The following is a 17,337-nucleotide window of genomic DNA, read 5'->3' on the forward strand; positions in this document are numbered from 1 at the left end:
TTGGAGTAGATATGCTATGAGAATTTTTGTTGATGCAGATGGCTGTCCTGTAGTACAGGTGGCCATCAGGCTGGCCAAGGAATTTAATGTTCCCATCACCCTTGTAAAAAACTATGCACATGTGCTTAATGATGACTATGCAGAAATCATTACGGTTGACACAACTGCCGACAGTGCCGATTACTACATTGCAAACCACCTTTCAAAGGGAGACATTGTGGTGACCCAGGACAACGGCCTTGCCGCCATGTGCCTGTCCCGTCAGGCAATACCCGTAAACCAGAACGGTCTTGTTATAGACGATTCCAACCTTATCACCATGCTCTCAGGAAGGCATCTTCACAGGGAGCTTAGAAGCCAGGGAATCTACACATCTAAGGCAAAGAAGAGAAAAAAGGGAAGCGACAGGGCATTTGAGGAGTCCCTAAGAAAGCTGCTATTGGAGGTGAGCGGTAGTGAAGCTTAACAAGAAGCTTATTAAGGGTGTAATAATCCTGACAGGCCTTCTGGCACTTGCATCCCTTGCTGCTATGCTTCACCTGAGGCTTGACAACCTGGTTTTTCTGGAGCATTACTACGACCTTAGGGTCCACCAGGAAGGGGACTATTACCAGGAGTTCAGGCTGATGTATATCACAAACGCCCATGACAAGAGGGTTGTGAACCATGTAGAGTTTCCCGAATATCCCTATATAAGCCTTTCTGCCACTGAGCAGGGGTTTATGAACCACTTCCCATGGGAATCATCCAACGGGCAGACACCTGGAGAAATTCACGGCAGGTACAGCACAAGGACAATCCATTGCCGGATCAGCCAGGTTCCAAGTGCGGATGAACTGGACGGAGCAGTTGTAAAGACTGCGAGGGTATTCTTCAATGACGGTACCCAGATGGATGTAAACATAGGAGAGCTTCATTTCTACGTATTTGGATTTGAGGACAGGTCCTTTGAAAGTGTTTCCTCATCAGGCTCATCAGATGGATCAAGCTCCTCCAGATACAGGGCAATTGAGGATGTTACCCTGGCTTCTGTTAAGAATCCAATGCTTGAGAGATTTGAACATAGACTGGACTTGAAGGTCAATGACCATGTAATCGATGGCATAGATGGCTTGGAAATAAAGGAGAGGGAGTACCTGGAAATCAGGTCTAAGCTTTATCCAGGTTCCGACCCCAGGGATGTCTATACCATGGTGGACATTCACCCTGAGCTAACATATGAAAAAAGTGATGGGGAAATGGGTAAAATGAGGTTCTACAACATTGACAGCATCTATCACGGATTCAATTTCATGGACCTATACAGATACCTCAACGCCAGGGAGGTGCTTTAGATGAAGGATGGATACAAGAAAATATTCTGGGGAGTATTCATAGCAACCTTCAGTATTAATCTGGGAATGGTTAAGATCCTGCCTGCATTTATTGGCTGGATGGTTGTGGCATCTGGAATATCCATATTGGAGGTTAAGTCGGATTCAGTGGATTATGGAACCGCCAAGACCATATCCTATGTATTGGTTGCCATAACCCTTGTGGGAGGATTGCTGAATGTCTTTGGAAAAATCAATCTCTCATCACATTATATGCTGCTTTTCTATCCCTTGATGGTTATGCTGATTGAATTGATCCTGCTTCACAGGATATTTGAAGGCTCGGTACAAAGCCTGGAGAGTATGGAAAATTATTCTGCAAGTGGTGTATATGTTGGAAAGGATAGAACCTATATAATACTAAGCGGGATAAGCATTATTCTGGTTTCCATCACCTTGTTTCTTAACCTGGATACCTTGGGTTTTTTTGCTGGCATATTTGCGCTTGTCACAAGAATATACCTTCTAGCTGCAATCAGCTCCCTTGGCAAGGAGGATTGGGGCGGTACTGATGAAATGGAGGAGAATGATTATGATCCTGAACATACTTCTGTTTGATGATTTTGAAACCCTTGATGTCTTTGGACCTGTTGAGGTCTTTGGCAATCTTCCCACATACTATGAACCAAGATATCTCTCAATGGACGGCGGGAAGATAAAAAGCCGCCACGGTGTCCAGGTCCAAACAGAATCCATTGAGGTCTTCTCACCTGATGGAATTCTATTCATACCTGGTGGATATGGAATTAGACCACTTGTAAAGGATCCGAAATATGTGGATGCGGTCAGGGACCTTTGTGAAAAAAGCCTGTTTTGCCTTACAGTCTGCACAGGCTCGGCCCTTCTGGCCAAAACCGGCCTCCTAAAGGGCCTGCAGGCCACTTCAAACAAGCTTTCCTTTGATTGGTTGGTTTCAGTTGACCCGGCTGTACTTTGGTTAAAAAAGGCCAGGTGGGCAGTCCATGGAAAGTACTGGACCTCTTCTGGAGTCTCGGCGGGAATTGATATGGCTCTTGCATTTGTGGAAAATATAAATGGTAGGGATGAAGCAGAAAGGGTTGCAAAATTCATGGAATATATATGGAACGAGGATATTGATAACGACCCGTTTTCTTCTATATAAGGACCGGCTTTTGCCGGTCCCATTTTTATTCTATTGATTCCTCATATAGGTTCAGATTATAGGTTTTAGTATACCTGATATCATTTATCTGAAGCCTTAAATCCTCTCCAGTTCCTTCAAACTCCAGGGTTCTGGTATTGAGAATATCCTCGTCCTTCTTCTCATAGGTGGACTCGGATGTTTCAAGAAGGTCGTAATAGTCTCCGTCCGCCTGGAGCTTAACCCCTGGAATCCTGGTTCCCTCTTGTGTTGTTATTGTGATGTATGCCTTTCCATTTCTATTTTCAATAGAATTGATAAATATCTCATTTCCTCTTATCTCAAGGGTCTTCCCCTCCCAGATTTCCATCTCCACATCCAGCTTTTCGTGGACGCTTACAGAATTGAGGTCTAGTCTCAGGTCCTTGGTATCCTTGGGGACTGCATCAAACCTTACATCGAATCTTGTCCCCTTCATGTCCGTGCTCATACCTGCACCTTTTCTATCAATTTCAATTCCATCAGCATATAGGCTCAATTCCATATTATGTGGCATCATGTATTCCTCATTTAGCCTATCCATACCAAGTGATATAAGGTCCTGGATCTCCCCCTTCACAACTGTTGATGTGGATGACATGCTCATATCTTCAATTGTCATTGTTCTTCCTGCAAGCTCCACCTTATTGCCAATTGATACTCTGATTGTTTCACCCACAGCCTTGTTTCTATCCAGCTTGAATTTTATCTCTCCCTGTTCCCAGATTCCGTCGTTCTTTTCATGAGTGAGCTCCAAAACGACCGTCCTAATAAAAAATGGTGGTGCTTCATCAGTTGTAAATACCCACTTTTGCATATGTTCTTCTTCAATGATTTCACCTGCTCCGCTTGAACCTACATTCATGAATGGAATATCCGGCGAAACCCGTACGTAAACATCGTCAATATTACCTGATTTTGTCTTATCCTCAATGGTGTAGAAGAAGACCATTCCATTCCCATCAAGCATAACTCCATCCACCTGAACCTGGATACCATCACTGAAAAGATAACTTTTGTCTATGATCTGTCCTTCACCCATTCTGCTAAGCTGGAGTAGAGTTCCATCCATAACGGTCTCGTACCCAATCAGCTGCTTCCCATAGAAGGCAAGAGTTGAGCTGTTGTAGGTAAGTATTGCTCCCATGAGAAATATTGCGGCAATCCTTCTAATTGATAATTTTCTTTGGACTTTTTTCTCATCAAGTGTAGCCTTAAGCTTTTCCTCAAGTGAATCAGGAGCGTTAAGATCTTCATATTCATTTCTTTTTTCCTCAAGCATCCTATCTAGCCTGCTCATCCAAATTCTCCTCTCCCATTGCACTCCTAAGTTTATCCATGGCAGTATTGATTCTTGATTTCACAGTTCCAGGGGGAATCTCCAGAAGCTCTGAAATGGAATTGTAATCCATATCAAGGTAATACCTAAGCCTTATTATTTCCTGATGGTTTTCCTTTAGTTTCCCAAGGTAACGGTCCAGGTCCATCCGATCTTCCCCTCCTGTAAATTCTAGAGACTCCTCCTTTACAGCTTCCACAGGAATTGCTCTCTTTCTGCTGTCCAGGCTTCTTCTGCAAAGATTAACCAGGATTGTCTTGCTCCAGGAAAAGAAACTTTCTTCCTTCCGAAGATTCCTTATATTGTCATAGAGGCTTAGGATCATCTCCTGAACCATATCCTCTGCATCCTGCTGATTTTTCATATAAACATAGGCAAGCCTGTAATAATTGTCCTTTTCCTGAAGGATAAGCTTAAGAAGGGCTTCCTTGTCTCCCTTTTTCGCCTTTTTTACAAGGTATTTCAATTCCACCATTTCACCTCATTTCATCACTAAGAGTATTTGGAGACCAAAAAGGTTCATTTTATTTCAGAAAAAAATTTTGCACCTGTACACAGGTGCAAATTTATCCTAGCCTAATATGTCTCCCGGTTGTACCGGCTTGTCTGGAGTTATGAGGACAACTCCACCTTCAGAGTAGGTACCCATTACAAGGATTTCAGACTGAAATCCTGCAATGTTCCTGGGAGGAAAATTAACCACCGCAAGTACCTGCTTCCCAATAAGCTCCTGTGGTGTGTAATGCTCTGTTATCTGGGCGCTGGAATTCTTTTTCCCGATCTCAGGTCCCATGTCCACCACAAGCTTATATGAAGGCTTTCTTGCCTTTTCAAAGGGCTTAGCCTCGATGATTTTCCCAACCCGGATATCAAGCTTCAAAAAATCGTCAAAGGTCACCTGACTCTTCTCTGTCATCCTACCACCTTACCCTTTCATAGTTAATGTATCTGTAGTATATGTCATCCTGCCTATGAACCTCCGATTCCCATACGGCCTCCCAATCATTATCCAGGTCAAGGTTTGGAATGAAGGTGTCGGTAGCCCTGAAATCCTTGAATATCTTGGTTATATAAGCCTTGTTGCAGAAAAGAAGCAGCTGTCTTGCAATTGTTCCTCCGCCTGTTACAAACACCTCCATCTTCTTGTCAGGGTTCACTTCCTTTAAAAGAGGAAAAAGATCCTCCAGTGAGTTGACTACAAGAAAACCCTCCGGCTTGTAATCCTTGTTTCTGGTTACAAGGATGTTGATCCTGTTAGGTAGGGGCTTCTGGTCTGGAAGGGCCTGGAGGGTCTTCCTCCCCATTATCACAATATGCCCCTCCGTAATCCTTCTGAACCTGTGCAGGTCCTCCTCTATCTCAACCAGCATCTGGCCGTTAAAGCCAATTTTCCAGTTTCCGTCTACAGCAAATATCAAATTCATCATTTTCCCCCTATGCCTTGAAATTATATATTGGTATTATCCTCTCCACAACCTCCACAGTTTCATCCAGTCGCTGAAGTATTTCCTCCAGTGGCTTGTATGCAAATGGGCTTTCGTCCAAGGTGCCCTCATGGACAGAGGTCGAGTAGATTCCTTCCATCAAGCTTCTGAATTCCTCCAGTGATGCCTTCTTCTTTGCATCCCTTCTGCTCCTTAGCCTGCCTGCCCCATGGGGAGCTGAAAAGTTCCAATCTGCATTTCCCTTGCCCCTTACTAGCAGGGAACCTTCCCTCATATTTATGGGGATTAGCAGGTCTTCTCCCTCATAGGCTGAAATGGCACCTTTCCTTGTGATGTTGTCCCTGAAGTCGATATAGTTGTGAATAGTGTGGAAGTGCTGAAAATCATCCAGCTTTTCTCCAAAAAATTCCCTAAGGATAATCTCTGCAATGCCTTCCCTGTTTATTTTAGCATAATTCTGGGCAATTTTCATATCATGAAGATAGTCATCCTTTTCCTTGCCGGTAAGGTAGCAGAGATCCTTTGGATAATCTCCCTTGCAGGATTTCTGGGCAAGCCTTTGATAATGGTCAGCTATTTGCTTTCCAAGGTTTCTGCTTCCCGAGTGAATTGTAAGATAAAGCATTTCCTTTGAATCCCTGCCCAGCTCGATGAAATGGTTTCCCCCTCCCAGGGTCCCCAGACTCCTCTGAAACCTCTCCCTTCCCTTAAGGTGCTTAAGGCATTTCAGCTTTTCAATCTCAGGGTCAGTAAACACATTGTCCCTGTGTGTCTTTGTTCCCGATGGGACTTTTTTCCTGATGAACCTGTCCAGTTCCTCCAGTGGCAATTCCCTGTCTTCCAGCTTCACAAGAAGCATTCCACAGCCAATGTCAACACCAACAATATTTGGAATCACAATATCGCCCATCTGGGCAGTGAGTCCAATGACACAGCCCATTCCCTGATGGATGTCAGGCATGATTTTAACCTTCTTGTTTTTCATATAGTCCTGGTCAAGAAACCTTTCTATCTGTTCCTTGGCTCCATCCTCAAGGTTTTCCGTAAAAATTTCAGCCTCTCCATACTTACCATTGATTATCATGCTATCACCACCTGTCCTTAATATCTATACCCAAGGTAGTCCACCCATTGTCACCAAATTGTAAATTGAAACATCCTCCCGGTAGTGCTAGAATTAACATAAGGAAATCTATCAATTTACCTTACGAAAGGAGCAAGCTATGAAAAAGTTGATTATATTGATGTTTGCATTGATAATGGCAGTTGCTCTTGCAGCCTGTGGAGGTTCACAGGAGCCGGAGGAGCCAGCTGAGCCACCTGCTGTTGAAGAGCCTGCCCAGGAGCCTGAAGAAGAGCCAGAGGAGCCTCAGGAACAGACTGCAGAAGTGATCCTCTATTTTGCAAACAACGAGTATGTTGAAACTGGTGATGAGCAATACGAGTGGATGCTTACGGAAACAAGAACAGTTACCTACGATGATGAGGTGTGTCTTGAGGAGGCCGTTGTAAGGGCCCTTATGGAAGGACCTGAGGATGATGAGAACCTTAGTACCGGATTCCCGGATTCAGTCCAGCTGATCGGTGTAAGCGTACTTGATGGAACCGCATATGTAAACTTCTCAAGTGATGGGCTGGGAGGCGGCTCCATGCAGGAAAGCTATGTAATCAGCCAGACGGTTCAATCCCTTGGCGAACTGGGCTCTGTCCAAAGAGTACAGTTCCTGGTGGACGACCAGGAAGCTGAAAGCCTCATGGGTCATATCAGCATTGAGGACCCCATTGAAGTGACAGTAGAATAGTCCAGAAATTCAATAATCCAGGCAAAGGCCTGGATTATTTTTATGCTATGATTATTCTTATTCTGTTTCCTGACGGGTCCTCAGTGAAGAGTACCCCATCCTCAATTTCAGCCTTATAGTTTCCTTGCTTAAGCTCTTCAAATATCTTCTTCTGGGCTTCCCCATCCGGTGCTGCAAGGGTGTAGTATCTCAGTCCCGTTGCATTTTCAGGAGCGGCCTTTGCTCCTTTGCCGTTCCATACGTTAAGGCCAATGTGATGATGGTAGCCACCGGTTGAAATGAAGTTTGCTGAGCCTGCCATTTGGGCAACCCTCTTAAATCCAATCCTCCTGTAGTAGCTAAATGCCTCCTCCAGATCACCTACATGCAGGTGCATGTGTCCAAGTTTTGTCCCTTCAGGCATTCCTGTCCAGTCCAAATCCCTTCCAAGCTCCATCAGCCCCCTGAAATCCAGGGGATCCGTACCCATGAGGACCTGGTCTCCGTCCCACTCCCATTGGCTATCTGGAACATCCGCATAGACCTCAATTCCATTGTCCTCGGGATCCTGCAGATAAAGAGCCTCGCTGACCTCGTGGTCCGCACCACCGGTTAAGGGAACGTTATTATCCCTTAGGTGGTTTATGAAGCTCCCCAGATGCTTTCTGTCCGGAAGAAGTATCGCGAAGTGGTAGAGTCCCGACCTTCTTGGAGGCTTCTGGATCACATTTTCTGGCCTCTCCAAGGTCAGAATTCTTCTTCCTGATGTGCCAAGATGGACAACATCATCCTTCTTTTCAAGTATTTCAAACCCCATGCTGTCCCTGTAAAACCTGGTCATCTTTTCCATATCCATTACATTAAGGCTTAGGTTCAATGGATATATCAATGGATCTGTGTGAAATTTATTCATATTTATCACCTTCTATATGTTAGTGGTGTTTATTTACCCAAGGCAGGAAATATTAAACTCTTATCATTGCCCCCACCATGTTCTATACACCACATAGGGTATTATTGCAAATATGAATACAAATTCCCTGGGTGCGTAGACGAAATCTCCCGTAAGCCAGAAAAGCACCGCGAACCTGTCTGGAAGAACCAGGTATAAAAGACCCAGGACAGCCAAGGAAATGACCAGCACCAATATTCCTTTCCTGTTCTTCACCCTTCTCACTCCTTCGGTCTCTAGTCAGTCAATGTGCTAAGATACCTCTTCATGTATCTTATACCCACCGCTCCCAAGGGAGCTGTCAGAACAATGGAAAGAACAGCCATGGACAAGATCACATCTCCCCCTTGTACTCCATAGGCAAGGGGCACAGCGCCTATGGCAGCCTGAACAGTGGCCTTTGGGGTATAGGCAACAGCGCAGAACAGCTTTTCCTTACTGTTAAGGTCAGTTCCCAAAAGAGCTATATAGACTCCAAGTGACCTTAGTAAAAGTCCGGCAGCAATTATGATAATCCCCACTCCCCCTGCATTCAGGGTTACCCCAAGATCCACCTGTGCTCCAACAAGGACAAAGAGAAGTATTTCCGCAAGTATCCAAATCTTGTTGAACTTTACAGACAGCCTCTTTGCAACTATTCCCCTTTTCAAGAGGATTGCAAAACCGATTGTCATGACTCCAAGAAATCCCGAGAAGGGAACAGTCTCCTTTATCAAATCCTCAAATCCCATAAGGACTATAGCAGCACCAAGTATCATCAGGACCTTTTTTGTGTCTCTAATATGGTGGGTCTCAAAAATTCTTACAAATACAAGTCCAACAACGAATCCCACGCCAATCCCCGTCAAGATAGAAATCGGTATGGTCATCATCTGGAACCCAAGATTAATATCCTTTCCCCCATATAGACCGAGAAAGCTGGTGAAGATTGTTATTGCAACAATATCATCAAGGGAGGCCCCTGCCAGTATCAATGTTGGTATGTTTTTATCCTCTCCCCTTCTTTCATCCTTCATCTGCAGCATTGCTGGTACAACTACCGCAGGTGAAACGGCGGCAATTATAAATCCCATTATCCCACCCTGGATCAGTGAAAAATCGAATAATACCGTTGAGACCAGCATTACAGTTGCACCTTCAAGAACTCCAGGGATAAAGCTAAGTCCCAAAGCTGGCCTGCCTACCTTTTTAAGTACATCCCAATCCAGTCCAAGGCCTGCCCTTAAAAGTATTATTATCAGTGCTATTTCCCTGAAGTCCGCAGATACCCTCATAAGCTCCGGACTCATCAGATCCAGTCCGCTTGGACCCATCATTATTCCCACAAGTAGCATACCCAAGAGTCCCGGTAGCCTTAACTTCTCCATTATCCAGTTGGCCGCAAGACCAAGTATCGTTATTATTCCCAAACTGGTTGCCATAGTTTCCTCCTCTAAATTGACATAAAAAAACTCCCGCCAGGGACTCATTTAAAGTCCCGGGCAGGAGTCATTAGCCGAAGCAGTCAATGGTGAACCCCATCACCTATTATCATTTGTTTCATGTATGATTATAACCTTTAAAGTGTCCAAAGGTCAATTATAATATTCTTTTCGCACCTTCGTTCTCAAGTTTGTGTCTGTACACTTTCCAGCTTGGAAATTCCTTTCCTATGAACTTGGAGACATTGTCAAATACCTGGTCGTCCCCCTCCTTGGCAATGCACATGATTGTTGAGCCTGCTCCACTTAGGTATGAACCTAGAACCCCCAATTCCTGTGACTCGGCCATTACCTTGTCAAAGCCCGGAATCAGGTCCCCCCTGTAGGGCTGGTGCATCTTATCCTGAAATCCTATTCTGATCATCTCATCCTGTCCTGTCATAAGGGCAGATACAAGGAGGGTTGCACGACTTACATTGTAAATGGCATCCTTTCTAGGAATTCCTTCGGGCAAGGCCGCCCTTGCCTTCTCAGTGGGAAGGTGATAATCAGGGACAATGGTTATAAAATCATAGCTGTTCTTTAGGGGGATCCTGATGCTGTACACCTCTCCCTCCTCCATGGCCGAGATCACAACACCTCCAAGTAGAGCCGGTGTGACATTATCCGGATGACCTTCCATGTAGGTTGCAATCCTTAAGATATCCTTTCTTTCAAGAGGACAACCCAGCACTTCATTGGCACCCATCATCCCTCCGATTATACATGCGGAGGATGATCCAAGACCTCTTGCAATTGGAATTTCAGCATCTATTTTTATCTCAACAGGCTCAGGCTCCCTTCCAAGATGCTCAAAAACCATGTTGTAGCCTTGATGAACCATTGAATCTATCTTTGTTGACCCGGCATTTGGCTTAAATGAAAATTCATTGTACCTGTCTATTGCAAGGCCCATGACATCGAAGCCTGGTCCCAGATTTGCACTTGTTGCCGGTACTCTTATCCTAACCATTTATTTCACCTCCTGAAGAAGCTTAAGGATCATGTCCCTCATCTCTTCTTTTTTACATACATTTCCATGAAGAACAGGAAGGGTTTCCAGTTCCCTTACCTGAATTGGTATTTCAACATCCATAGCCTTGGCAACCATGCCGATTCCCGTAAAAAGGTCCTGCGGGACATCTTTTCCCATTGAAGAAATTACCTTTTCAGGAAACTTGAAGGGGCTGGCTGTTGATGCCACTATTGTAGGCTTTGAGTCTCCAGTCTCCTTTAGATACTTCCTGTACACGCTGTAGGCAACAGCCGTATGGGGATCCATCACATAGCCTTCCTTGTCATACAAATCCCTGATGCTTGAAGCAACCTCTTCCTCGGTTGCAAATTCTCCGTATATTTCCTCTTTGCTGAAATCTGACCATGTAAAGTATCCTTCTCTTGTGAGTCCTTCCATCATCATTCTAACCGCTTCATGATCATTCCCTGAAATGTGGAAGAGGAATCTTTCCAGGTTGCTTGATACCAGTATGTCCATTGAGGGTGAGGATGTCAGAAGAAGGTCTCTCCTCCTGTCATAGGTTCCGGTTTCAAAGAAATCAGTGAGGACCTTGTTGTCGTTTGAAGAGCATATTAGCCTGTCAATTGGAAGTCCCATCATCTTTGCGTAGTATGCCGCCAGTATGTTCCCAAAGTTTCCTGTGGGAACAACAATGTTGATTTCCTGCCCAGCCTCTATCCTTCCATCCCTAAGGAGCTCCAGATAGCCGTATACATAATAGACAACCTGAGGGATCAGTCTGCCTATGTTGATAGAATTGGCTGAGGAAAGTACATAGCCTTCCTTTTTTAGCTCATTGTTGTATTCCTGGTCTCCAAATATATCCTTGATTCCCTTCTGGGCGTCGTCAAAGTTTCCTTCTATGGCCAGGACATGGGTGTTTTCTCCCCTTTGAGTTATCATCTGCAGCCTTTGAAGCTGACTTACCCCTCCCTTTGGATAGAAGACAAGCACATTCACTCCCGGCACATCTCTGAAGCCCTCAAGTGCAGCTTTCCCAGTATCTCCTGAGGTTGCTGCAAGGACCACAACCTCCTCCTCTATTCCCTTGTTATGGAGGGCAAACCTCATAAGGTAGGGGAGTATCGTCAGGGCCATATCCTTAAAAGCAAGGGTTGGTCCATGAAAAAGCTCAAGGAAATTCACTCCACCCTTTTCCACAAGCCTTACTGGCTCTCTGTTTCCAAACTTGTCACCATAAGCCCCGTTTACAGCCTCATCAAGGTCATCCTCCGGGTAGTCGTCAAAATACATCCCAAGGATCAGCTTGGCTAACTCCTTGTATGTCAAACCCTTCATATCTTCAAGCTTTGGAAGGGCCGGAAAGCTTTCCGGCACGAAAAGGCCACCGTCCTCTGCTATTCCCTTAATTATGGCCTCCATGGAAAAGACCGAATTATCCTGGTTTCTAGTACTGTAATATCTCATCTTATCCTCCTACTGTTCGATTGCAATCAATGAAAAAGGTTTATCCTCAAGTTCCGCCAGCCCTTGGAGCAGCTGGTAGAGCTTGACATCTCCTGTCATAAAAGCAAACTCTCCATCCTCCTCAAGAAGGACCTCCTGGGCGTACTCACTGAAGTTATCAAAGGAACTGTCATATCCTGAAATTCTAAGGTAGTACCTTCCGGTTATATCTTCGTTTCTGTTTTCAAGCTTTCTTCCCCTGAGAGGACTCATCTTTTTCTGTGTTCCCAAAATGCAGTCAATCACATCAGTCAGAATTGCATTTGCTGTTGGATACATTCCAGCTCCCGGGCCTTGAAAGCCAAGTGTTCCAGAGTAGCTACCATCCATTGAAATGCTGTTGTCCGCTCCGTTTACTCCTGCAAAATAGCTTCCCACAGGAAGAGCCTTTGGCTGTACTAAAGCCTGGTAGCCATCCTCCACCTCCCTGGCCTCAGCAATCAACTTTACCTTCATACCCTTCCCCTTGAGAAGCTCAATGTCAAGATCGGATATCTTGTCAATGCCATCACAGATTATATCGTCCTCAGTTATGGATGATCCAAGGGCAAGGGTGGACATTATCCTAAGCTTTCTCATTGTATCAATTCCCTCAACATCCGAGGATGGGTCAGCCTCTGCATAACCAAGCTTCTGGGCCTCCTTCAGGACATCATCATAGGCAAGTCCCTCATCGGTCATCCTTGTAAGGATATAGTTGCAGGTCCCGTTGAGGATACCCTGGATTCTTGTAATCCTGTTTAACCTTATCTGGTCCTTAAGGGGCTTGAGTACAGGGATTCCACCTGCTACACTTGCCTCATAAAGGAAGGATACCCCGTTTTCCTCCGCAAGGTGTGAAAGCTCCTCGAAATACGCCGAAACAACCGCCTTGTTTGCTGTTACAACGTGCTTTCCCCTGTCAAATGCCCTGCTTATGATCCTGTAGCTAAGCTCCACATCTCCTGTAACCTCAACAATTATATCAATATTCTCATCTGAAACAATGTCCTCCGGATTCAGTGTAAGCTTGCTCAAGGGTACCTCTGTACCACGCTCCTTGTACAGGTCCCTTACAAGTATGCTCTTGATTTCAATTTCCGTTCCAAGAAGTGCCTTCAGGTCCTCTCCCTTTTCCTGGAGGATCCTGTAGACTCCCTGTCCCACTGTTCCAAACCCAAGTAGTCCTATATTAATCATTTCATCTCCTCCCAGTTCTCAACAAGCAGCTTGCCAATCTGAACTGCGTTTGTAGCTGCTCCCTTCCTGATATTGTCCGCTACAATCCAAAGGTTTATGGTGTCATCCTGGCTGAAGTCCCTTCTTATCCTACCCACATATACCTCATTTTTCCCCTCTGCATCCTGGGGTATGGGGTATTCGCCATTTTGTGGATTGTCCTTTAGGATAATCCCAGGGTACTCTCCAAGCATCCTCTTCACAACATCCAGGTCGAATTTTCTGGAAAGCTGCACATTTGCTGAAACGCTGTGGGCAAACCTTACTGGAACCCTTACAGCTGTTGCAGTTACCTTCATTCCCTCATCGTGAAGAATCTTTCTGGTTTCATCTATCATCTTCATCTCTTCCTTGGTGTAGCCATTGTCCAGGAATACATCTATGTGAGGAAGCACATTCCCTTTGATTGGGTATGGATAGAATTCATTCAGACCTTCGTCCAGATCCCTAAGACCTTTGGTTCCCGAGCCTGATACACTCTGGTAGGTTGAATATACAACCCTTTCAATTCCGTATGCATCCTGAAGGGCCTTTAGTGGAAGCATACACTGGATTGTGGAGCAGTTGGGGTTGGCGATTATTCCCTTGGACTTCTTGATATCCTCAGGATTAACCTCCGGAACCACCAGGGGAACCTCAGGATTCATCCTGAATACAGAGCTATTGTCCACAACCTGAATTCCCTTTTCTGCAGCAACTGGAGCATACCTCTCGCTTACTGAACCTCCCGCTGAAAAGAATGCAATATCTATGTCTTCATCAAAGGCCTCGTCTGAAACCTTGATTACCTTGTACTCCCTGTCCTTGAACTGGATAAGTTCACCCTCTGACCTTTCAGATGCCATGGGGTAGAGATTTCCGATGGGAAAATCCTCCTCCTGAAGAACCTGAAGTATGGTTCTTCCAACCAGCCCTGTAGCTCCCACCACTGCAACATTGAATTTTTTCATCTAGCTTACCTCCCTTTCATTGAATGCGTTGTATATTGCCCTGACAGACTTTTCAAAATCATCGTTTTCAATTCCAATAAGGATGTTCAATTCACTTGAGCCCTGCGAGATCATCCTGATATTTATATCGTCCTTGTAAAGGGCTGTGAATACCCTTGATGAAACTCCCTTCGTGTTGATCATTCCCCTTCCCACAACAGCCAGCAGAGCCATCTTTGAATAGGCTGCAACATTATCCGGATTGCAGTATATCCTTATTTCCTCCATAAGCTTGGAAAGCTTTCCATTCAGCTCCTTGTCTGAGACGATCACAGATATTGAATCTATGCTTGAAGGCATGTGCTCGATTGTCACATCATTTGCTTCAAACACCGATACAAGCTTTCTCAAGAATCCCTTCTCCCCAGTCATACGGGTCTTTTCCACGGAGATTACAGTGAAGTCCTTCTTGCCTGCAAGCCCTGTTATAATTCCAGGACTAGGCTCTGACCAGTCGTCATTTACAATAAAGGTCCCCTGATCCTCCGGTATGTTTGTATTCCTTATCTGTATTGGGATTCCTTTGCTCTTTATTGGGAATATTGCCTCCTCATGAAGTACCGGAGCTCCCATATAGGACAGCTCCCTCAGTTCCTTGTAGGTAACTTCCCTGATTGGTAACGGGTCCTTTACAATTTTGGGGTCAGCCTTTAAGAAGCCTGAAACATCAGTCCAGTTTTCGTATAGCTTTGCCCCGACTCCATCTGCAAGGATTGACCCGGTAACATCTGATCCTCCCCTTGAGAAGGTTACAATGTTACCATCACCATCCGCTCCGTAGAAGCCAGGCACCACCGCCCTTTGAACCTCTGATAGCCTTTCCTTCACAAGCCTGCCTGTCTCTGCCTCATCAAGTGCTCCCCTTCTGTCAAACCTTATGACCTGGGCTGCATCTACGAAATCCGATTCAAGATAGTCCGCAAGAATCCGACCGTTGATGTATTCTCCTCTGCTTGCACAGTAGTCCCGTGAGGCTCCCTTGGATATGTCCTCTCTTACCTTATCTAGTATTTCACCTATTGGTGTTTCAAGATCCAGGTCTTTGCAGATACCTTCATAGCGGTCCCTGATTAGCTGAAACACTTCGTCAAAGTGCAAATCATGGGAGGAAAGCTGATGGCACATGTACAATAGGTCCGTTACCTTATGGTCCTTTCCATGTCTTTTCCCTGGTGCTGATGGCACAATGATTCTCCTGTCCGGATTCTCCGTGACTATTGCCTTCACCTTTCTGAACTGCTGGCTGTCCGCCAGTGAGCTTCCTCCGAATTTTGCAACAACAATACCTTCCATCTGCCTCGCCTCCTTTATATATTTCTTAAATTAACTGCCAAATAGCAGTATCTTTAATTTCCCTAAGTCTACTCACTTCGTTCGATCACTGGGCTCTCCATTTTCCCCAGTCCCATCCTCAAAAAAATGAAACACCCGCCCAAAAAAGGACGAGTGTTATATTCTCGCTTCCACCTAAATTCAAAAACTCTAATAACAGTCCGTAACGTGGCCCGACGCAATTCCCTACTGGTTTTCAGGATTGTACTCCGAGGTGGTTTTCTGACCTGGGTATCGCGAGAAGTCTTTCAGCCGGTGAACCTCTCTCTCTTTTGACCCTTCAGTTCATACTCTTCCTCATCAACGCTTTTAATCATTCTAATACCAAGAATGAAATCTGTCAAGAGAGGATTTTAAATTTTCTGTAAAAACTTTGTTTTGGTACAGCTCTACTTTACGGCATCCACGAAGGTCTTCACAAACACTGGAAGGTCATTTGGGTTCCTTGAGGTTATAAGGTTACCACTTACTACAACCTCCTTGTCAACCCAGTTTGCCCCTGCATTCACAAGGTCATCCCTTATTGAGAAGAACGAAGTCATGTCCTTTCCCTTAAGGTCACAGCAGGAAGCCATCATCCAAGGTCCGTGACAGATTGCTGCTATTGGCTTGTTTTGGCTGCAAAACTCCTTTACAAGGTCCTTTGTGGATTCTGTCCTTCTCATATTGTCTGGTGAAAATCCTCCAGGAATGAGGATCCCCGCATAATCAGCAGCCTTGACATCAGCTGATCCGTGTGTGCTTTTCATGCTCAAGCCTGATTTGCCCGTATATACAGTATCCTTCTTAGAACCAACAAGATGGACCTCAAAGTCCTCCATAAGTCTGAAGTAAGGATATATCAGCTCCTTCTCATCAAACAGGTTCTCTATCAATATTGCTACCTTTTTCATAAAATAATCCCTCCTAGTTTATTCTCTATTTTATTGTTTACCCGAAGGAGGGTTTTTTACTCTAAGGGATAAGGTTAAACATAATCAATCCCACAGTATTGATGGCAAGATTAGCCATTAGATGCACCACCCATGAGTTGATGATATTTCCGCTTCGTTCGTTGAGATAGTTGAAGATCAATCCACCTGTAAAGAGTCCCGCCATTGCCAACACAAATATGACTGGACTGAACCAACTTCCTATTATTGCAACATGATAGGCAGCAAATAAAAGAGCGCTTATGGAATATGCCCTCCACCTTCCCGTCCGTTGGAGCAGTCCAAGGAACAGGTAACCTCTGAAGAAGAACTCCTCCAGAAGAGAATTCAAGAAGGAAATATACAGGGCGACCAATATGAAATTGTCCCGATTGACTCCAAGGTCCTCCTCCAGGGCAACCCTTATTGCCTGAAGGTCGATGTAGGGTATGAGGATCAGATAGACCACCATTATTCCTCCATAGACTGCAAGACCAAGGGCTATGGACCTTGCCACGGCCTTCTTGCCTGTAGGAGTGAAGAGGTTTCCAAAGCTCTGGGATCTGCCATAGCCCGCACCGACAATTGGCAATACAAGAAACAGAAAGACCTTGATTAAGGATTTAGCTCCGTAGCCCGGATTTATGAAGCCATCCACTAGGGACATGAGGACCACCGAAAACAGGGAAAGTACAACTATTTTTTTCATTACAGCGGATACCTTCCCACAGGTGTAATAACTGGTTTTCCGTCCTTATCAAGGAGTACCGTAAGACCTCCTGCATAGCCCTCGCCTACAAACAGGTAATTCACTCCAGTCTCCCTGTCAACAATAACCTTGGTACTTGAAAGGGTTCCCTCCTTGTGAACAACCTGAAATCTCTTTTCAGCCATTCCCAACACCTCCTTGC

Annotated in this window: 21 protein-coding genes and 1 riboswitch; of the genes, 5 read left to right on the forward strand and 16 right to left on the reverse strand. The window is 45.0% G+C overall.

Annotated features, from left to right (window positions below; all coding sequences use genetic code 11):
- Nucleotides 1-16 precede the first annotated feature (16 nt).
- Genes ACKVDP_RS06790 through ACKVDP_RS06805 form a run of 4 tightly spaced genes read left to right on the forward strand, consistent with a single transcriptional unit; the run spans nt 17 to nt 2,496 of the window.
- On the forward strand, nt 17-466 hold the full coding sequence (locus ACKVDP_RS06790; RefSeq protein ID WP_409228061.1) for a YaiI/YqxD family protein: 450 nt from the start codon (nt 17-19) through the stop codon (nt 464-466).
- Nucleotides 456-1,334 (forward strand): hypothetical protein, encoded by an 879-nt coding sequence (locus ACKVDP_RS06795; RefSeq protein WP_409228062.1) that lies wholly within the window; start codon nt 456-458, stop codon nt 1,332-1,334. The genes ACKVDP_RS06790 and ACKVDP_RS06795 overlap by 11 nt, the downstream gene beginning before the upstream one ends.
- Entirely contained in the window at nt 1,335-1,931 is a 597-nt protein-coding gene (locus ACKVDP_RS06800; RefSeq protein WP_409228063.1) for a hypothetical protein, read from the forward strand.
- The gene (locus ACKVDP_RS06805; RefSeq protein WP_409228064.1) at nt 1,885-2,496 is read left to right on the forward strand and encodes a DJ-1/PfpI family protein; all 612 of its coding nucleotides are present in this window, start codon (nt 1,885-1,887) and stop codon (nt 2,494-2,496) included. The genes ACKVDP_RS06800 and ACKVDP_RS06805 overlap by 47 nt, the downstream gene beginning before the upstream one ends.
- A gap of 25 nt (nt 2,497-2,521) precedes the next feature.
- Here the strand turns inward: ACKVDP_RS06805 and ACKVDP_RS06810 are convergent, their stop codons facing one another.
- The 5 genes from ACKVDP_RS06810 to ACKVDP_RS06830 all read right to left on the reverse strand — a co-directional run bounded on the left by ACKVDP_RS06810 (nt 2,522) and on the right by ACKVDP_RS06830 (nt 6,382).
- On the reverse strand, nt 2,522-3,814 hold the full coding sequence (locus ACKVDP_RS06810) for a DUF4179 domain-containing protein (RefSeq protein WP_409228065.1): 1,293 nt from the start codon (nt 3,812-3,814) through the stop codon (nt 2,522-2,524).
- Entirely contained in the window at nt 3,798-4,325 is a 528-nt protein-coding gene (locus ACKVDP_RS06815) for an RNA polymerase sigma factor (RefSeq protein WP_409228066.1), read from the reverse strand. The genes ACKVDP_RS06810 and ACKVDP_RS06815 overlap by 17 nt, the downstream gene beginning before the upstream one ends.
- A 99-nt stretch (nt 4,326-4,424) precedes the next feature.
- Nucleotides 4,425-4,769, reverse strand: a complete 345-nt coding sequence (locus ACKVDP_RS06820; protein ID WP_409228067.1) for a tRNA-binding protein — start codon at nt 4,767-4,769, stop codon at nt 4,425-4,427.
- 1 nt (nt 4,770) lies between these two features.
- A complete protein-coding gene (locus ACKVDP_RS06825) occupies nt 4,771-5,277 on the reverse strand; it encodes a dihydrofolate reductase (protein WP_409228068.1) in 507 nt (168 codons plus the stop codon).
- A 10-nt stretch (nt 5,278-5,287) separates the two neighbouring features.
- Nucleotides 5,288-6,382: an RtcB family protein gene (locus ACKVDP_RS06830; RefSeq protein WP_409228069.1), complete on the reverse strand. Its 1,095-nt coding sequence runs from the start codon at nt 6,380-6,382 to the stop codon at nt 5,288-5,290.
- A 139-nt stretch (nt 6,383-6,521) separates the two neighbouring features.
- Between ACKVDP_RS06830 and ACKVDP_RS06835 the strand changes: the two genes are divergently transcribed.
- Nucleotides 6,522-7,100, forward strand: coding sequence for a GerMN domain-containing protein (locus tag ACKVDP_RS06835; protein WP_409228070.1), 579 nt, complete (start codon nt 6,522-6,524; stop codon nt 7,098-7,100).
- A 40-nt stretch (nt 7,101-7,140) separates the two neighbouring features.
- Here the strand turns inward: ACKVDP_RS06835 and ACKVDP_RS06840 are convergent, their stop codons facing one another.
- The 11 genes from ACKVDP_RS06840 to ACKVDP_RS06890 form a co-directional block, all read right to left on the reverse strand.
- A complete protein-coding gene (locus ACKVDP_RS06840) occupies nt 7,141-7,992 on the reverse strand; it encodes a VOC family protein (protein WP_409228071.1) in 852 nt (283 codons plus the stop codon).
- A gap of 63 nt (nt 7,993-8,055) precedes the next feature.
- Nucleotides 8,056-8,247 carry a hypothetical protein gene (locus ACKVDP_RS06845; protein ID WP_409228072.1) on the reverse strand — a complete coding sequence of 64 codons (192 nt, stop codon included), beginning with the start codon at nt 8,245-8,247 and terminating at the stop codon, nt 8,056-8,058.
- A 20-nt stretch (nt 8,248-8,267) separates the two neighbouring features.
- Nucleotides 8,268-9,452 carry a cation:proton antiporter gene (locus ACKVDP_RS06850; protein ID WP_409228073.1) on the reverse strand — a complete coding sequence of 395 codons (1,185 nt, stop codon included), beginning with the start codon at nt 9,450-9,452 and terminating at the stop codon, nt 8,268-8,270.
- Between the two features lie 54 nt (nt 9,453-9,506).
- Nucleotides 9,507-9,565: riboswitch (Fluoride riboswitch) on the reverse strand.
- A gap of 44 nt (nt 9,566-9,609) precedes the next feature.
- The gene (gene thrB, locus ACKVDP_RS06855) at nt 9,610-10,464 is read right to left on the reverse strand and encodes a homoserine kinase (protein WP_409228074.1); all 855 of its coding nucleotides are present in this window, start codon (nt 10,462-10,464) and stop codon (nt 9,610-9,612) included.
- Nucleotides 10,465-11,937: a threonine synthase gene (gene thrC / locus ACKVDP_RS06860; RefSeq protein WP_409228075.1), complete on the reverse strand. Its 1,473-nt coding sequence runs from the start codon at nt 11,935-11,937 to the stop codon at nt 10,465-10,467. It lies immediately after the preceding gene.
- Nucleotides 11,938-11,946: 9 nt separating this feature from the next.
- Entirely contained in the window at nt 11,947-13,155 is a 1,209-nt protein-coding gene (locus ACKVDP_RS06865; RefSeq protein ID WP_409228076.1) for a homoserine dehydrogenase, read from the reverse strand.
- Complete coding sequence (locus tag ACKVDP_RS06870; protein ID WP_409228077.1) at nt 13,152-14,144, reverse strand: aspartate-semialdehyde dehydrogenase; 993 nt, start codon at nt 14,142-14,144, stop codon at nt 13,152-13,154. The genes ACKVDP_RS06865 and ACKVDP_RS06870 overlap by 4 nt, the downstream gene beginning before the upstream one ends.
- Nucleotides 14,145-15,467 carry an aspartate kinase gene (locus ACKVDP_RS06875; protein WP_409228103.1) on the reverse strand — a complete coding sequence of 441 codons (1,323 nt, stop codon included), beginning with the start codon at nt 15,465-15,467 and terminating at the stop codon, nt 14,145-14,147.
- 437 nt (nt 15,468-15,904) lie between these two features.
- Nucleotides 15,905-16,408, reverse strand: a complete 504-nt coding sequence (locus ACKVDP_RS06880; protein ID WP_409228078.1) for a type 1 glutamine amidotransferase domain-containing protein — start codon at nt 16,406-16,408, stop codon at nt 15,905-15,907.
- Between the two features lie 61 nt (nt 16,409-16,469).
- Nucleotides 16,470-17,135 (reverse strand): CPBP family intramembrane glutamic endopeptidase, encoded by a 666-nt coding sequence (locus ACKVDP_RS06885; RefSeq protein WP_409228079.1) that lies wholly within the window; start codon nt 17,133-17,135, stop codon nt 16,470-16,472.
- Nucleotides 17,135-17,320: a DUF6440 family protein gene (locus ACKVDP_RS06890; protein ID WP_409228080.1), complete on the reverse strand. Its 186-nt coding sequence runs from the start codon at nt 17,318-17,320 to the stop codon at nt 17,135-17,137. The genes ACKVDP_RS06885 and ACKVDP_RS06890 overlap by 1 nt, the downstream gene beginning before the upstream one ends.
- Between the last annotated feature and the right edge of the window lie 17 nt (nt 17,321-17,337).

This window comes from Gudongella ferriphila (assembly GCF_046224405.1).
Classification (GTDB): domain Bacteria; phylum Bacillota; class Clostridia; order Tissierellales; family Tissierellaceae; genus Gudongella.

What these genes read in the sequence shown, in the direction of transcription:
- ACKVDP_RS06790 (WP_409228061.1), top strand. Translation starts at nt 17, where the DNA reads ATGAGAATTTTTGTTGATGCAGATGGCTGTCCTGTAGTACAGGTGGCC.
- ACKVDP_RS06800 (WP_409228063.1), top strand. Translation starts at nt 1,335, where the DNA reads ATGAAGGATGGATACAAGAAAATATTCTGGGGAGTATTCATAGCAACC.
- ACKVDP_RS06805 (WP_409228064.1), top strand. Translation starts at nt 1,885, where the DNA reads ATGAAATGGAGGAGAATGATTATGATCCTGAACATACTTCTGTTTGAT.
- ACKVDP_RS06810 (WP_409228065.1), bottom strand. Translation starts at nt 3,814, where the DNA reads ATGAGCAGGCTAGATAGGATGCTTGAGGAAAAAAGAAATGAATATGAA.
- ACKVDP_RS06820 (WP_409228067.1), bottom strand. Translation starts at nt 4,769, where the DNA reads ATGACAGAGAAGAGTCAGGTGACCTTTGACGATTTTTTGAAGCTTGAT.
- ACKVDP_RS06825 (WP_409228068.1), bottom strand. Translation starts at nt 5,277, where the DNA reads ATGAATTTGATATTTGCTGTAGACGGAAACTGGAAAATTGGCTTTAAC.
- ACKVDP_RS06830 (WP_409228069.1), bottom strand. Translation starts at nt 6,382, where the DNA reads ATGATAATCAATGGTAAGTATGGAGAGGCTGAAATTTTTACGGAAAAC.
- ACKVDP_RS06835 (WP_409228070.1), top strand. Translation starts at nt 6,522, where the DNA reads ATGAAAAAGTTGATTATATTGATGTTTGCATTGATAATGGCAGTTGCT.
- ACKVDP_RS06840 (WP_409228071.1), bottom strand. Translation starts at nt 7,992, where the DNA reads ATGAATAAATTTCACACAGATCCATTGATATATCCATTGAACCTAAGC.
- ACKVDP_RS06850 (WP_409228073.1), bottom strand. Translation starts at nt 9,452, where the DNA reads ATGGCAACCAGTTTGGGAATAATAACGATACTTGGTCTTGCGGCCAAC.
- thrB (WP_409228074.1), bottom strand. Translation starts at nt 10,464, where the DNA reads ATGGTTAGGATAAGAGTACCGGCAACAAGTGCAAATCTGGGACCAGGC.
- thrC (WP_409228075.1), bottom strand. Translation starts at nt 11,937, where the DNA reads ATGAGATATTACAGTACTAGAAACCAGGATAATTCGGTCTTTTCCATG.
- ACKVDP_RS06865 (WP_409228076.1), bottom strand. Translation starts at nt 13,155, where the DNA reads ATGATTAATATAGGACTACTTGGGTTTGGAACAGTGGGACAGGGAGTC.
- ACKVDP_RS06870 (WP_409228077.1), bottom strand. Translation starts at nt 14,144, where the DNA reads ATGAAAAAATTCAATGTTGCAGTGGTGGGAGCTACAGGGCTGGTTGGA.
- ACKVDP_RS06880 (WP_409228078.1), bottom strand. Translation starts at nt 16,408, where the DNA reads ATGAAAAAGGTAGCAATATTGATAGAGAACCTGTTTGATGAGAAGGAG.
- ACKVDP_RS06885 (WP_409228079.1), bottom strand. Translation starts at nt 17,135, where the DNA reads ATGAAAAAAATAGTTGTACTTTCCCTGTTTTCGGTGGTCCTCATGTCC.
- ACKVDP_RS06890 (WP_409228080.1), bottom strand. Translation starts at nt 17,320, where the DNA reads ATGGCTGAAAAGAGATTTCAGGTTGTTCACAAGGAGGGAACCCTTTCA.